We start from the raw sequence: 15,116 nt of genomic DNA on the forward strand, positions 1-15,116 counted from the left end.
TTGTTACCTATTTCAGTATACAAGCTTCCGGGTTTTAACCAGAGATTTCTGCCAATAGCCTGGCGATCATGCGCTCGGCCTGGCGCAGATAGCCGCCGCCAAACAGATTCAGGTGGTTGAGTACGTGGTAGAGGTTGTAGAGCGTCTTGCGCTGTTCGAAACCGTCGTCGAGTGGCCAGGCTTCGCGGTAGGCAGCGTAGAAGCTGTCCGGAAAGCCTCCGAACAGCTCGCTCATCGCCAGGTCGGCCTCGCGGTCGCCGAAATAGACCGCCGGATCGAATAATGCCAGCTTGCCCGAAGCGTCGGTGGCGGCGTTGCCATGCCACAGATCCCCATGCAGCAGACTCGGCTGCGGCTGATGATCGACGAACAGCGCCGCCAGTTTCTCGCTCAGGCGTTCGCCATCGCGGATCAGTTTGTCGTGCTGCGCGTGTCGCCTTGCCCGTTCGAGCTGCGGCAGCAGACGCTGGCGGGCGAAGAAGAATGGCCAGTTGCGATGCCATGTATTCGACTGTGGCGTACTGCCGATGAAATTGTCACGGTGCCAGCCATGTTGTGCGCCCTGGATGCGGTGCAAGGTCGCTAGCGCATGCCCGGCTGTCCGACCCTGTGTCCGTTCGCGCAAGGCTTGCAGGGGCAGGTATTCCAGCACCAGATAGGCTTGCCGGGCAGCGACGCCGTGCCCAACGATACGTGGCACCCGCACTGCCGGACAGCCGGCCAGCGCGCTCAGGCCGTCGGCTTCGGCGGCGAACATCTCGGCCAGACCAGCGTCGTTCAACTTGACGAAATAGCGCTGCCTGGCGTTCTCGACCAGGAGCGCGCGCGAGATCGAGCCTCCGCCGATGTCGCTGACAGAGTCGATGCCCGGCGACGATCCGCTGTCGCTGCCGATCACCTCGCTCAAGGCATTTTGCAGCGCGCTATCCAGATGGCAATAAAGCGAACTCATGATATCCTGGCTGACGCCGGTTGGCGCGGCCTATTGGACTCCCGCAGACTGTGGGCGTGGCGCCAGCACGACGCGGTTGCGTCCCTGTGCCTTGGCCGTATAAAGGGCCCGATCGGCGCGGCTGACGAACTCGGTGGCGGACTCGCCGGCAATATGGTCGGCGACCCCGATCGAGACCGAGATGTTGCCGATCATGGCTTCCTTTTTACCACTGCGCCGGACCCGGCTGGCAAAGACCGTCGCGCGCAGTGCCTCGGCCAGGCCGATGGCTCCGCCGCGAGGCGTTTGCGGCAGGATGACGGCGAACTCCTCGCCACCATAACGGGTCGCGGTATCCTTGCCCTTGACGTTTGCGCGCAGGATCTGGCCGACACTGCTCAGTACCTGATCACCGAAGACGTGTCCCAGGGTGTCGTTGAGCCGTTTGAAATGGTCCAGATCGATCATCAGCAGGCACGGCCCATGCGTCTCGGGAGTGACTTCCTTGAGGCAGGCGTCGAGTGCCAGATCAAAGCCCTTTCGATTGGTCAGTCCGGTCAGCGCATCGATCAGCGCTTCCTCACGGGCGCGGGCCACTTCCTGCCGCAGTTGCTGGACTTCGCGCCGGCTCTCCTCGAGTCGTGTCTGCAATACCCCGATCGCCGCCTGCATTTCCCGGGTACCGCGCAGGATGTCTTCAACACTGCTTGCCAACGACCCATGGCTAGTCGGCAGGTTCAGTGCATCGCTCCAGCTCGCCAGCGAACCGCCAAAGCGGGACGCCTGCTCGTCGGCGGTGGTCGCCGACTCCGAGATCTGCTCGACAATCTGGTTGACGCTGTCGCCGATGCGCGAGGCGGTTTGTGTATCGAAGTCGGCCACATGCCTGGCGTAGAGCGCATGGGTGGTGGCCTCGTTCAGTTGCCCGTCGCGTTCGATCTGCGCGTCCACCGCTGCCTTCAGCACCGGATTGGTGCCTGCCACGTACTCGTACCAGAGGGCATAGCTTGCCGGGTGCAAGCCGGCATCCTGCTGGCTCATGCGCTTGAGTGCGAGCCGCAGGTAATCTGCGCTTTGCGCGGTGCTGTGACGATACTTCATCGTGCCCTGGTCTCCTGGAATGGATTGCAGGCTCTGCCCGAGAGAGCCTGGCTTATTTTGCAGTATGGTCGCTAGGTGGTGTGATACTGCCACGACGCAAGAGGATTTCGACTTCGTCGGGCGGCAGCGGACGACTGAACAGATAGCCCTGTAGCTTCGTACATTTCGCCTGCTGAAGAAACTCGAATTGCTGGCGAGTTTCGACGCCTTCGGCAATCACCTCCAGACCCAGGTTGTGCGCCATGGCGATGATCGCGGTGGCGATCCCCGTATCGTTGGCGCTGTTGGGCAGTCCGCGAACGAAGCTCTGGTCGATCTTGAGCATGCCGATCGGGAAGCGCTTGATGTATGAAAGCGACGAGTAGCCGGTGCCGAAATCGTCGATCGCGAAATGCACGCCCAGCGCACGCAGGCGACACAGTCCCTGAACCTGCCTGGACTCCGGATCCATCAGGATGCTCTCGGTCAACTCCAGTTCGAGCTGCTCGGCGCGGATGCCGGTCTCGGAAATGATCGCCGCAACCCGGTCGAGGAAATGAGGTGAGCGCAACTGGCGTGCCGACACATTGACCGCCACCCTCGCGGTCAATACCCCGTGTAACTGCCATTCCATGATCTGGCGGCAGGCAGTATCGAGCACCCATTCCCCCATCGGCACGATCTGACCGCTTTCTTCGGCCACCGGGATGAACTGTGCCGGTGAGACCATCCCATGCTGCGGATGTTGCCAGCGAATCAGCGCTTCGATGCCGACGATCGTGCCGTCCGCGGCGCTCACCTGTGGTTGGTAGAGGAGGTGGAATTCGCCTTGTTCGAGACCCTTGCGAATATCGGTTTCGAGCGCCATGCGCGCCGTCGTCTGCGTCGTCAGGGACTGGTGATACAACTGCCAGTTGTTGCGTCCCTGATCCTTGGCGTGGTACATCGCCGTATCGGCGTGCTTGAGCAGCGTCGCGGCATCGTCACCGTCAGCGGGGAAGAGGGCGATGCCGATGCTCGAAGTGACAACGATTTCCTGGGTGCCGATCAGGAAAGGCTGTGCGAGCAGCGCCTGCAGTCGCGTCGCGACCATGCTGACGGTATGGGTCTCGTCGACATCGGGCAGGACGACGGTGAACTCGTCACCGCCCAGACGGGCAACGTGCAGACCGGATTCATCCAGCGCCGGCCGGGCGACGAAATCACCGGCGCGCAGCTTTTCCTTCATTCGCTCGGCGACGGCCTGCAGCAGGTAGTCGCCGGCACTGTGGCCGAGCGTATCGTTGATGCGCTTGAAGCCGTCGAGATCGAGGAACAGCAGCGCCAACTGGTGATGGTTTCGGCGCGCGCGCGCCAACTCATGGTCTAGGCGTTCGAGGAAGCTCTGGCGATTCGGCATGCCGGTCAGTGTGTCGAAGTAGGCCAGACGGCGGATTTTGTCCTCGTTGAGTTTCTGGGTAGTGATGTCACGCACCACGATCACCACCTTGTCCACCCCGTTTGGCGCGATGCGCGCTTCGTAATGGTGGCTGCTGCCGTCCGGCATCGGCAGCTTGTAGAGCACCGTTTGCAGATGGCCTCGCAAGAGCGCCAGTTCAATACCCTGCTGGATCGGTTTTGCCACCTCGGCTGGCAGGATTGCCGCCATGTTCTTGCCGAGCAACTCGCTGGCGGGAACGAAGGCCGTTGTGGCGTAGCCCTGCTTGTAATCGAGGTAGGTGCCTTGCCAGTCCATGACGAAGATCATGTCGGGAATCGCCCGCATGATCGCCGCCTGCTTTTCCTTGAGTTCGCTCAACTGGCGCGCCGCTTGCGCCGAGCGCAACACATAGCGTGCCCGATGTCCGAGGATCGGCCAGTTGATCGGCTTGGCGACGAAATCGTTGGCGCCTGACTCGTAGGCCCGGTTGATCGACGCCAGATCATCCATGCCGGTGACCACGATCACCGGCACCCGCGCCATGTCCCAGCGCTGGCGGAGGCGACGGCAGACTTCGAATCCATCGATGCCGGGCATCTCGACATCGAGCAGCAGCAGGTCCGGCGGTGGATCGTCCAGCATGTCGAGGGCCTGTTCGCCATCCGCGGCCTCGAGCACGTCGAATCCGAACTGGGCCAGCGTCTCCCGTTCCAGCATCCGCATCACATAATCATCGTCGACGATCAGCGCCGTTGGCAGTACGTGCTCTGCATTCGAGAGCATGGTCGATTCTCCGGGGGTTCGAGACGCGCAACGGGTGACATGACTGTGATCGGGCCGTCGGGTGGCAAGCAACGCAAAAGGATAGACCGAAGCTGTTCACATGGGAAGGGTTCAGCCAGAGAGGTCTGTCCTGAAAGATCGGGAAGTCGTTGCGTGTTCGTCCATCAGCGCCTGCAAGACGCGCAGCAGTTCCTGATCAGCGCTTTGCAGCAGGGACCTGGCGCCTTCGAGGGTGCCGCTGCAGCCGAGCATCTGCAGCACCTTGCACAATGCCGCCAGACGCTCGGCGCCGTCGTTGGCGCTGCTCGACTTCATCCCATGCGCCGCCTTGCGCAATGCATCAGCGTTGTCGGCATCGGTTGCCGAATGCATCCGTGCCAGGCGCGCCGGCGCATCGGCGAGGTAGGCGTCGATCACCTTGTTGACCAGCAGCGCGCCATTGGCCCCCGGTAATTGCCGGATGCTGTCGAGGGCGCGCGGATTGATGGCCGGTTCGGCATCGGCGGTCTCTGCCTGGCCGTACAGTGCTGGCGGTGGCACCGCTGCCGGGGTGGACGCCGCCGTCCCGGTGTCCGCACGCGGAAGCCAGCGCTCAAGCATCGACGACAAGCTCTGGGCGGTGCAGGGATTGCCCAGATATTCTTCCATGCCGGCGGTGAGACTACAGCGACAGAGGGTTGAAATGAATGCGCTTGATCTCGAGTTTGCTGACTTCGATCCTGAGAAGTCGAGAATGTCGTTGATCATGCCGAGCAGATGCTCACCGGACTGATCAACGGCGACAACGAAGCGCTGCTGCTGCGGGCTCAACGGGGTGCCGCGCAGCAGTTCGGGCAGGCCGAGAATGCCGTTCATTGGCGTGCTGATCTCGTGGCTATTAAGGAAGCCCTTAAATTCCTTCCATCCGCACGGCGCCTTCGGGCTCGTAGACAGTTACCAGGCCAACGAATTAAAGGGCCGGGTTAATAATGGTCGCCAGGAAATCGCTCTAGGCGCGGCTGGGGGCTTCAGTGGCCTCCTTGGCTACGCGCAAGCAACGCCACCTCGTGCTTTTCAACCTGGTCGATGGCCCGACTGACACTGGCGGCGATGCCGGTCACCAGTTGCTCCATGGTTACCTGCCCCGTGCCTTTCATCGTTTGAACAACACCCGGATCTTCATGGTGCCCAGCGCGCTAAGGGTGCCGCCAATCCGGGTGGGTTCGCCGCTGGCGCCGCCGGGCAAGACCAACAGTACCGCTACCCATGGGGCGCAATGCCTGCGTCTGCCGATGCCCATGCTGCGCTTGAGAGTAAGGCCAGGCATCAACGGACACGCAAGTGGCCGAGCGCCTGGTCGAGGTGCGCTGCCAGGTCACGCAAGGCCTGCGCCGACTGCGCCGTGCCCTGGGAGGCCGAGTAGCTGGCCTCGGCCATCTGGGCGATCTGCTCGACCCCCTGGGCAATCGTCTGGCTGGCGAGGCTCTGTTCCCGGATGGCGCCCGAGATGCTGCCGACCGTCGTGATGACCTCCTTGGTGCGGCCTTCGATCTCACCGATCGCCTGACCCGCCCGGTCGGCCAGGACGCCGCCCTGCTCGACCTGGGCGACGCCGTCTTCCATCTGGTGGACCGCAGCCTTTGCGCCATCCTGAATGTGGCCGATCATCTCGCTGATCGAGTGCGTGGAGGTCGCCGTCCTTTCGGCGAGCTTGCGCACTTCGTCGGCAACGACCGCAAAGCCGCGGCCCTGTTCCCCTGCCCGCGCAGCCTCGATGGCGGCGTTGAGGGCGAGCAGATTGGTCTGATCGGCGATCTCGCGGATCACTTGAACAACCGTCGAAATGTCCTGCGAGCGGCGTCCGAGTTCGCTCACCGTCGTCGACGCCTGGCGAACGAAACCGGTGATCTGGTTCATCGCCCCTACCGCCTGGTGAATCACCTCGGCGCCCTGGCTCGCTGCCTGCCCGGAGGAGACCGATAGCTCTTGCGCAGCGTGCGCATGCTCGGCCACCTGATCGATGCTGACGCTCATTTCTTCGACCGAAGCCGCCATACCGGTCGCCGCATCGCGCTGCACCTGCGCGCTGCCGCTGACCTTTTCGGCCGCCGTCACCAGCTCGAGCGACTGTTCGAGCATCGTTGCCGAGGCCTTGCGGACGCTGCCGACCGTTGTTTGCAGATTCTCCGACATCTTGCCGATGGCCTGTTTCAGACGGCCGACATCGTCGGCACTGTCGCCCGTCAGCCTGCCTGTCAGGTCGCCGGCAGCAATCCGGTCGGCTGCGAGGGCGATTTCCTGCAGCGGCCGCGTGACCCATTGCCGGGTCACCACGAAGCCGCTGAGCAGGGCGGCGGCGATGATCACCAGCGCCATCCAGGCGATGTCGCGGACGGCGGCGTCGGCGCCGCCACTGATTTCTTCGATGTAGCTGGTGGAAACGACCACCCAGTCCCAGGCCGGAAAGTGATCAAAAACCGCCACCTTTTCGCGCGCGCTGCTCTCGCCAGGATTTGCCCACTCGTAGCGGATGCTTCCGGACTTCTTGTCGACCATCTCGCGAACAAACTCGAAACCGAGGTTGTCCTTGGCTGCCAGCAGGTTGGCCCCTTCCTTGGCTGGGTGGAGGGTTGCGACACCTTTCTGCTTGCCGGCGTCGAGTGCGGCGACATAACCGGTACTGCCGATTTTGATCGCCAGGATGCTCTTCTTCAAAGCCTGCAGCCCTTCGGTGAATTCCAGTCCGACGAAAAGGGCGCCGATCACCTTGCCCGAGGCGTCGCGTACCGGGACATAGTGGGTCATGAAATCCCGGCCGAATAGCGTGGCCTTGCCGGTATAGGGTTTGCCCGCGAGCAGCGAGGGGCGTGCGGGGTGGTCGGTACCGAGCAGGGTTCCTGTCGCCCGCGCGCCGTCCTCCTTCTTCAATGAAGTGGCGGAGCGCAGGAAATCGTCCCCTTGGCGAATGAATATCGTCGCCACGGTTCCGGCTTTTGCCGTGAAGGTGTCGGTGAGGTCGAGGCGATCGTCGATCCGCGTTCCGCCATGCAGCAGTTGAGGCGCTGCGCCAGCCTCTACCAGTTCAAACGGCTTGTCGAAGCTGCCCGAGAACAGCCGGCCGCTGCGCTCGATGTCGTTGCGCAGGCTGCGGTCGTAGGTCTCGAACATCGACACGGCCAGGCGATTGATCTGTTTGAGGTCGTCGAGCGCCGTTTGGGTCAGTTGCTGGCGCAGATGCGAGGCAGTCCACCCTGTCGCGGCAAGAATGATCACCAACAGGACCAGACCCTGCACCAGATTGAGTTTCAGAGCGATGGCAAGATCGCGGAAGCGATGCGGCATTGGAGTTTCCTTTCCCTCGGCTTGGCAACGAGGCCAATATTGTAACGGCGGCCGAGGGCAGATCCTTGAGGTGAAAATGTCGGGCTACGCTACCCCAACGGTCATGACTATTCCAGACGCCCCGGATCATGAAAGTCATCAACGGTCAATTGAGCAGGGCCGGGATCTCATCCGCTGGCAGCGGACGGCTCAAGTGGTAGCCCTGGATTTCGTCACAATGATTGGCGCGCAGGAAGGTCTTTTGCGCTTCGCTTTCGACGCCCTCGGCGATCACGGTCAGCGACATGCTGTGCGCCATGGCGATGATCGCCAGCGTGATCGAAGCGTCCTCCTTGCCGACGACCAGGTCGTGCACAAAGGATTTGTCGATTTTCAACTGGTCGATGGGGAATTGCTTCAGATAATTGAGTGAGGAATAACCGGTGCCGAAATCGTCGATCGACAAGCGGACGCCGATCGCCTTGAGCGCATGCATGGTCATGATGCTGCCCTGTACGTCCTTCATCAGCAGGCTCTCGGTGATTTCGAGGTCAAGATAGCGGGGTTCCAGACCGGTTTCCTGCAGGATTCCCGCGATCATGCTCACCATGCCGGGACGCAGGAACTGGCGGGGCGACAGGTTTACCGCCATGCGCAGCGTCGGCCGGTGCTTCTGCTGCCAGGCTTTCGCCTGCTGGCAGGCGGTTCTGAGCACCCATTCGCCGATGCTTTCGATCAGCCCGGTTTCCTCCGCCAGGGGAATGAAGTCGAGCGGCGAGATCAGTCCGCGCTGGGGATGCCGCCAGCGCAACAGGGCCTCGACGCCGATGATGCGGTCCCGGCGCAGATCCATCTGCGGCTGGTAATGGATTTCCAGCTCCTGACGCGCCAGGGCATGGCGCAGGCCCTGTTCCATGTTCAGCCGTTCCAGGCTGCGCAGATGCATGTCGTGGGCGTAGAACTGGATGTTGTTGCGGCCGCTCTCCTTGGCGCGATACATCGCCGTGTCGGCGTTTCTCAGCAAGGTTTCGACATCGCCGCCATCCTTCGGGAACAGGCAGATGCCGATGCTGGCAGTGACGACACACTCATTGTTGCCAATCTGGAACGGCGTTTCGAGCATCCTCAACAGCTTGTGGGCGAAGTCCACGACCCGGTCTTCCTGACGCAAGTCCTCCAGCATGCAGATGAATTCGTCACCGCCGACGCGGACGATGGTGTCATCCCTGCGACCACAGAGCAGCAGCCGGTCGGCGACGGCCCGCAGCAGGGCATCACCGGCGCTGTGACCCAGACCCTCGTTGATCTTCTTGAACTGATCCAGATCGACGAACAACAGCGCCAGGCTCTGACCGCTCCGGCGTGCACGCGCGATGGCATGCTTGAGGCGGTCGCGCAGCAGGCCGAGGTTGGGCAGATGGGTCAGCGCGTCATGGTCGGCCTGATACCGCATCTGCTCGGTCAAACGGCGGGTTTCGGTGATGTTGCTGAAGGCGATGACGACTCCGACAACCCGCATCTGCCGGTCGTGGATCGGGGCCGCCGAAGCCCGGATGGCGTATTCCTCGCCGGCGTCGTTGCGCAGGATGGAGGGCTCGGGCAACCTGACCAATGCGCCTGCTTCGAGGCATAGGGCGACCAGATTGACCGAGCGGTAGCGCCCCTGCTCGTCGGCGACCTCGAACATGCTGCCCAGTTTCTGTCCGCGCAAAGCGCCTGGCTCAGCACCGAGCAGGCTTTCGGCGACCGGATTCAGGTATTGCACGGCCCCATGGGCGTCGGTGGTGATCACGGCATCACCGATCGAGTGCAGCGTGACCTGGGCACGTACCTCCTGCTCGAACAGCGAACGGATGAGCAGGAGCAGGCGTTGCCAGCTCCACAAGGGACAGCCCAGCCCCTGCACGAGCAGTGTCGCCGCCGGCGGGAACCAGAGTTGCCTGGTGTAGAGCAGGACGAAGCTGCTGATGAGGGTCAGCAGCAGCGACAGAACTGCCACGGGCAAGGTCCAGCGCGCCGGGCAAGCGCTATGGAGCAGCATCGGGAAGAACACCAGTACCCCGGTCAGCAGCAGCGTCCAGTGAGCAGGCAAAGCCTGGATGGTCAAGCTTTGCCGCAGCGCGTCGAGAACGTTGGCGTTGTATTCGACGCCCGGCATCAGCCGCGACAAACCGGAAACCGGTGTGGGCAGTGCATCCGCCATGCCGCTGGCCGTCGCACCGACCAGTACAAACTTGCCGCGGAAGCTTGCCGGCGGGAATTCCCCGTACAGGACGTCGCGGTAGGAAAAATGCTGAAAACGTCCCGGCGGGCCGACAAACGGAATCAGGATGCGATAATCGCGGTGCCAGGCGTCGGGTGACGGTGAAGCTGAAGCGGTGGGGCGCGCGCGCTCGCCGGGTAAGGCTCGCTCGGCAGCCGGGTCGCCCAGTTCGAGCATGGCCAGGGCCAGTGTTGGCCAGCGGGACGTTCCCAGGCCGGCCTTGAGGAATATGCTGCGGGCAATGCCGTCGAGGTCGAGTTCGACATCGACGTGGCCGATGCCGGCGGCTGCTGCCTGCAGCAGAGCGATCGGCAGGGTCTCCCGCAACTCCTCACCGAGGCGGTGCTGCTCATTGAGCAGCGGCAGGACGACGCGGCCGTTGGCCGCGAGGGCGCTGGCCAGTTCCGCATCGGCGCCGGGATCGGTGGTCTCGGGTTCCGCGAAGACGATATTCAGGCCGATGACCATCGCCTCGGCCGCAGAGAGCTGGCGGATCAGTTGCGCATGGATACGCCGCGACCACGGCCAGCGTCCGATTTCCCGCAGGCTTTGCTCGTCAATGGCCACAATCACGATGTCCTCGGCCGGCGCGCGCGACCACGCCATCCGGTTCCAGTCGTAGAGGAACAGGTCCCAGCGATACAGTAAGTTGCTGTCGCTCAGCAGCAGCGCGGCAGCCGTCAATAACAGCGAGACAAGGACCCGCCTGGACCAGACGGAACGGGCCTTGAACGTTGCAATCACGACATCAGGATCAAAAAATCAATACCAGCGCGAGCAGGACCACCAGTGCCGCCGGCCAGTAGTTGCGCGAGGGAAGTTCGATCCGCTGCACCGGACCATACGGTCCCACGTAACCGTCGGCCTCGATGGTGCGTACGCGCAGGTAATAGACGCCGGAATCCGGGCGCGGCAAGCTCACCTGCGCTTCCGATACCCGGCTTTCCAGTTCGAGAACCGTGAAATCGACATCCCTGGCCAGTTGAAAGTCGTATTGCAGGCCGGGCGCAGCCGTGCTCCAGCGGAAGGTCAGGCGGTCGGCGGCCAGTTCGGGGGGCTGCATCTGCGCTGCAGCCTGCAGCCGGAACGCTTGCGGGTCGCTGAACGGACCCTCTCGCCCGGTCGAGTCGCGGACAGCGACCCGCCAGAAGTACGGCCCGGGTTCGAGCGGCTGCTCGACGGTCAGGCGCGGTTGGCGATGATCGTCCTGCTTGAGCAGCGGGGTCAGGAAGCGTTCGTCGTTGGCCAACTGAAAGAGGTAGCTGGCGGCACCCTGCGGTTCCGACCACTCGAAGAGCAATGGTTTTTCGACCACGCCGCTCTGGTGGGGCGGACGGACGAGGAGCGGAGGTTCGGGGCGGGCGTGCAGACGGAAACGGTGTTCGGCGTCGTTTCCTTCAAGGCCCCTGGCGTCGATGCCGCGAATCCGGAGGACGTAATTCCCGTCCGGCAGGTCCGGCCCGCGTATGGCCGGGGTCGACGAGACGGCGTCGAACACGAGGAGGTCGAATTGTTCAGTGGGTGCGACCTGTGCGCGATACGCTGCCGCCTCCGGCACGGCCGGAAAACTCCAGCGGATCGGTACGCGCGAGACCAGCGGCGGCAACTCGCCGAGCGTCGGCGGTGGCAGCAGCGCCACCGGCATGAGCGGTGGCTTGCCGGTTTCGGCCAGGGTGCCGAAGCCTTTCGGAATCGATCGGGTCTTGCGGCCACCCTGCAACTCGACCAGTCCTTCGAGCACTTCCAGTCGCGATGTCGCTGTCGCGGGGTCCATGCCGATCCGGTAGCGCGTACCGCGCACGGCCGAATGGGCGGCGGGGGTCCAGATTTCGTAACGGTTGCCGGTGCTTGTCGTGCGCGGCGTCACCTCGCTATCGGCGCGACCCTTTTCCAGGCGGGCGCGGGTCTCGACGAACGGTGTCTGAGCACGCGCGTTAAGGATCGCCAGTCGCAGTTCGCTATCCGCCTGCAGCAACACCCGCGAGCCATCTGCGAATCTCAGGGTGACATTGCTGTCGGGCCCGGTATCCAGGATGTCGCCCTGATGCAGGACCAGTCCGGGATCGACGGCCACCCTTTTTCTGGTCGATGCGATCAGCGCCTGCACCTGCCCCTGTACCGCCAGGACCAGGGCCTTGGCCGGCAGACGCTTGAGCCAGGCGACCGGAATGCGCAGCTTCGTCCCTGGGGGCAGATGTTCGGGATCGGTCACTCCGTTGAGTGCCTGCAGCTTTGGCCAGTAGTCCACACCCGTCAGATAACGAGTCGAGACATTCCACAGATTGTCGCCAGGACGCACGGTATAGTGCCATTCCTGAGCCGGTGCGGCGGTCGCGAAAAGCAACGCCAGAAACAGCAGAAGTGCATGCATCGATCGTCTGGCCGAACCAAGCCGCGTGGCTGTGTGCGGGAGGGTGAGCATTTTGTTTTCCTTCGTGTTGCAATCGTGTGGCGATGTTCTCGATTCTCGATCCAGCGGCGCTATCCAGGCGTGATCATGTCGATGTGGGGTTTCGCTTGCCGGCGATGAAGTGTGCCGCGTAGCCGAATTCCCTTCCCTTTTGCCCATGCATTGTAGTCGATGCGGCCAGCAAAGCCCCTACTGTGACCGATCCTGGTCGTAGGCCGGGTTAGCCCGCAGGGTGTCACCCGATATTCGTTGGTCAGGATGTCGGGGGACGGGTGGGTACCGGCAAACAGGGGTTGAAACGGCCACCGTTCCGGAGGAGGGCCGCGAAGCGATCGGGGGGCAGCGGTGCTGAAAACAGGTAGCCCTGCTGGAGTCGACAGCCATGGGCGAGCAGAAAGCCGGCCTGCGCGTGCGTCTCGACGCCTTCGGCAACCACATGCATGCCGAACTGGCGACCGAGTTCGATGATCGACAGGGCGATCGCGGCATCCTTGCCGCCCTTGGTCACGTCAGCGACGAAAGAACGATCGATCTTGAGTTCGTCGAGCGGAAAGCGCTTCAGATAGCTCAGCGAGGAAAAGCCGGTGCCGAAGTCGTCGAGCGACAAGGCAAAACCCCTGGCTCGCAATTCGTTCAGACGGGTGATGGTATTGTCGGCATCGACCACCAGCAGCGACTCGGTCAGTTCGAGAATCAGTTGCTGTGGCAAGACGCCAGCGCATCGCACGGCGTCGCAGCACTTTTCGGTGATGTTCTCCTGCAGGAAGCTCGGGCTGGCCAGATTGATCGACAGGCGCAAGGGTTCGAGTCCGGCGTCGGTCCACTGTCGCAGGTGTCTGGCGGCGGTCGCCAGCACCCATTCGCCGAGGGCAACGATCAGCCCCGATTCCTCGGCCAGCGGAATGAACTGGCCCGGCCCGAGCAGCCCATGCTGCGGATGTTCCCAGCGCACCAGCGCCTCGGCGCCAGCGAGCCGGCCGCTGGCGGCGTCGACCTTGGGCTGGAAATACAGGCGCAAGGCGTTTTCGGCAATGGCCTGCCGCAATTCATTTTCCAGATGGAGTTTGCGGCTGGCCGCGGCGTTCATTTCCTCGTCGAAGAAGCGGCAGACCGATGGACCGGCCGCCTTGGCGACGTACAGCGCCTGTTCGGCGTGGCGCGACAAGGCTTCGACCGAATCGGCGTCGCGTGGAAAGACCGCGATGCCGACGCTGGCCGTCAGCACCACTTCGTGGTCGTCGACCGACAGCGGTCGGGCAATGACCTGCTGCAGACGCTCTGCGATCATCGCCGCCTGTTCGGGAACACGCACTTCGAGGATCAGCACGGTGAAGGCATCGCCGTCGATTCGCGAGACCATTTCGGCGGTACGCATCGGTGGATTCAGGGCCAGCAGGTCGGCCCCACGTACCGACACGCTCAGCCTTTTGGCGATCGCGCACAACAACTGGTCACCGACGGTGTCGCCAAGAGCGTCATTGACGCTCTTGAAGTGGTCGATATCGAGATGGAGAATCGCACATAGGCTCTTCTCGCGGCGCGCACGCTCGAGTTCGACCTCGGCCAGTTGGGCGAAGAACTGCCTGTTGGCCAGTCCGGTCAGGCCATCGTGCAAGGCCAGATGCTCGATCCGCTGCTGCGCCTCGACGCGTTCGCTGATGTCCTGGGTGAAGCCTTCAATCTTGACGATCTGGCCGCTACCATCACGAACCGCCTCTGCCTGTTCGAAAACTTCGCGCAACACTCCGTCCGGGCGACAAAAGCCGTAGGAGATCTGGTACGGCTGGCCGTCGATCATCAGCGCCTGGCGCGCTGCGTTCACGGCCGCGCGATCGCTCTCCCGCACCATGCTCAGAAAAAGCTCGACCGTTGCCGCGCCAGCCAGTTTCCAGTCGCTCCCGAAGAGCTGCCGCAGTTCATCCGAGCACGCGAAGCGCACATCGCTGAGCGACCATTCCCAACTGCCCATGCGCGCCAGACGCTGGGCATGTGCCAGACTCTGCTAGCTGCGCGTCACCTCTGCGATGGCATGACTGGCACGCAGGCCATAACGTACCCTTTGGGTCAGCAACAACCAGTTGATCGGTTTGGTGATGAAATCGGTGGCGCCGGAAAGGTAAGCCTGTTCGATCGAATCACTGTCGTTGAGGCCGGTCAGCATCACGATCGGCAACCACTTGCCGCGCTCTTGCTGCCGCAGGCGTTGGCAGACCGTGTAACCGTCGATCCCGGGCATCATCACGTCGAGCAGCAGCAGGTCAAAATCCTGCTCATCGAACATCTCCAGGGCCTGCTCACCGCAGTCGGCCTCGCTGACCTCGAATCCTGCGTGGCGCAGCGACTCGGAGGCGAGCATGCGGACCATCAGGTCGTCGTCGACAATCAGCAAGCGTCCGTGTGCAGGAATGTTTCTCATGTTGCCTTGGCCACTTCTGCAGCAGCGCGGTGCCGGGTCAGGGCGCTGGCGAAATCATCGTAGGCACCGCGCAGCGCTTGTGGCCAGTCGGTCCCCGGCAGCTCACCGGCGCGCAGGCGCATTTCCAGATCCCGGGCCTTTTCGGAGAGGGCCATCGCACCGACCGTCGCACTTGACGATTTCAGGGTATGCGCCGATCGCTGCAAGGCTTTGGCATCGCCCTGCTGCATCGCACTGTCGATGGCCGCAAGGAGCGTGGTGGCGTTACGGGTGAACATGTCGAGAACGCGGTCGGCAAACTCGGGGTTCGAGCCATCGGCGACCATCGGCAGCGATTGCACGATGCTGGGGTCGAAAGTCGGCGTGGCGTCGGCGTCGCTGTCGATGCTGTCCACGGTGTCTGCTGCACCGCTCGATCCGGCAGCGTCTGCCTGTGCATGCAGATGACGCGCCAGGATCGTCGTGAGTTGTGCCCTGTTGATCGGCTTGGCCAGATATACCGTGCGCGGTCAC

12 protein-coding genes are annotated in these 15,116 nt (G+C 63.0%); all 12 read right to left on the reverse strand.

Features of this window, described 5'->3' with window-relative positions:
- Nucleotides 1–34: 34 nt before the first annotated feature.
- A complete protein-coding gene (locus tag AW06_RS07545) occupies nt 35–952 on the reverse strand; it encodes a fructosamine kinase family protein (RefSeq protein WP_138678769.1) in 918 nt (305 codons plus the stop codon).
- Between the two features lie 30 nt (nt 953–982).
- Nucleotides 983–2,032, reverse strand: coding sequence for a GGDEF domain-containing protein (locus tag AW06_RS07550; protein WP_034948084.1), 1,050 nt, complete (start codon nt 2,030–2,032; stop codon nt 983–985).
- Nucleotides 2,033–2,084: 52 nt separating this feature from the next.
- Nucleotides 2,085–4,214, reverse strand: a complete 2,130-nt coding sequence (locus AW06_RS07555; RefSeq protein ID WP_034948085.1) for an EAL domain-containing protein — start codon at nt 4,212–4,214, stop codon at nt 2,085–2,087.
- Between the two features lie 111 nt (nt 4,215–4,325).
- On the reverse strand, nt 4,326–5,147 hold the full coding sequence (locus AW06_RS07560; protein ID WP_337958771.1) for a histidine kinase dimerization/phospho-acceptor domain-containing protein: 822 nt from the start codon (nt 5,145–5,147) through the stop codon (nt 4,326–4,328).
- A 74-nt stretch (nt 5,148–5,221) separates the two neighbouring features.
- Nucleotides 5,222–5,350 (reverse strand): hypothetical protein, encoded by a 129-nt coding sequence (locus tag AW06_RS20115; RefSeq protein ID WP_273704487.1) that lies wholly within the window; start codon nt 5,348–5,350, stop codon nt 5,222–5,224.
- Nucleotides 5,347–5,520, reverse strand: coding sequence for a hypothetical protein (locus AW06_RS20120; RefSeq protein WP_273704488.1), 174 nt, complete (start codon nt 5,518–5,520; stop codon nt 5,347–5,349). The genes AW06_RS20115 and AW06_RS20120 overlap by 4 nt, the downstream gene beginning before the upstream one ends.
- Nucleotides 5,520–7,535, reverse strand: coding sequence for a methyl-accepting chemotaxis protein (locus tag AW06_RS07565; RefSeq protein ID WP_034948090.1), 2,016 nt, complete (start codon nt 7,533–7,535; stop codon nt 5,520–5,522). The genes AW06_RS20120 and AW06_RS07565 overlap by 1 nt, the downstream gene beginning before the upstream one ends.
- A 145-nt stretch (nt 7,536–7,680) precedes the next feature.
- Nucleotides 7,681–10,521, reverse strand: a complete 2,841-nt coding sequence (locus AW06_RS07570; protein ID WP_273704489.1) for an EAL domain-containing protein — start codon at nt 10,519–10,521, stop codon at nt 7,681–7,683.
- Between the two features lie 10 nt (nt 10,522–10,531).
- Nucleotides 10,532–12,199: a FecR domain-containing protein gene (locus tag AW06_RS07575; RefSeq protein WP_034948092.1), complete on the reverse strand. Its 1,668-nt coding sequence runs from the start codon at nt 12,197–12,199 to the stop codon at nt 10,532–10,534.
- A gap of 241 nt (nt 12,200–12,440) precedes the next feature.
- Nucleotides 12,441–14,156, reverse strand: a complete 1,716-nt coding sequence (locus AW06_RS07580) for a GGDEF domain-containing phosphodiesterase (RefSeq protein WP_273704490.1) — start codon at nt 14,154–14,156, stop codon at nt 12,441–12,443.
- A 33-nt stretch (nt 14,157–14,189) separates the two neighbouring features.
- Entirely contained in the window at nt 14,190–14,603 is a 414-nt protein-coding gene (locus tag AW06_RS20125) for a response regulator (RefSeq protein ID WP_273704491.1), read from the reverse strand.
- Complete coding sequence (locus AW06_RS07585; protein ID WP_034948101.1) at nt 14,600–14,998, reverse strand: Hpt domain-containing protein; 399 nt, start codon at nt 14,996–14,998, stop codon at nt 14,600–14,602. The genes AW06_RS20125 and AW06_RS07585 overlap by 4 nt, the downstream gene beginning before the upstream one ends.
- Nucleotides 14,999–15,116: the final 118 nt, after the last annotated feature.

The organism is Candidatus Accumulibacter cognatus, from assembly GCF_000584975.1.
GTDB lineage: Bacteria > Pseudomonadota > Gammaproteobacteria > Burkholderiales > Rhodocyclaceae > Accumulibacter > Accumulibacter cognatus.

Bases quoted from the DNA above. Each gene is read 5' to 3' on its own strand.
- AW06_RS07545 (WP_138678769.1), bottom strand. From the start codon at position 952: ATGAGTTCGCTTTATTGCCATCTGGATAGCGCGCTGCAAAATGCCTTG.
- AW06_RS07550 (WP_034948084.1), bottom strand. From the start codon at position 2,032: ATGAAGTATCGTCACAGCACCGCGCAAAGCGCAGATTACCTGCGGCTC.
- AW06_RS07555 (WP_034948085.1), bottom strand. From the start codon at position 4,214: ATGCTCTCGAATGCAGAGCACGTACTGCCAACGGCGCTGATCGTCGAC.
- AW06_RS20115 (WP_273704487.1), bottom strand. From the start codon at position 5,350: ATGAAAGGCACGGGGCAGGTAACCATGGAGCAACTGGTGACCGGCATC.
- AW06_RS20120 (WP_273704488.1), bottom strand. From the start codon at position 5,520: ATGCCTGGCCTTACTCTCAAGCGCAGCATGGGCATCGGCAGACGCAGG.
- AW06_RS07565 (WP_034948090.1), bottom strand. From the start codon at position 7,535: ATGCCGCATCGCTTCCGCGATCTTGCCATCGCTCTGAAACTCAATCTG.
- AW06_RS07575 (WP_034948092.1), bottom strand. From the start codon at position 12,199: ATGCTCACCCTCCCGCACACAGCCACGCGGCTTGGTTCGGCCAGACGA.
- AW06_RS07580 (WP_273704490.1), bottom strand. From the start codon at position 14,156: ATGGGCAGTTGGGAATGGTCGCTCAGCGATGTGCGCTTCGCGTGCTCG.
- AW06_RS20125 (WP_273704491.1), bottom strand. From the start codon at position 14,603: ATGAGAAACATTCCTGCACACGGACGCTTGCTGATTGTCGACGACGAC.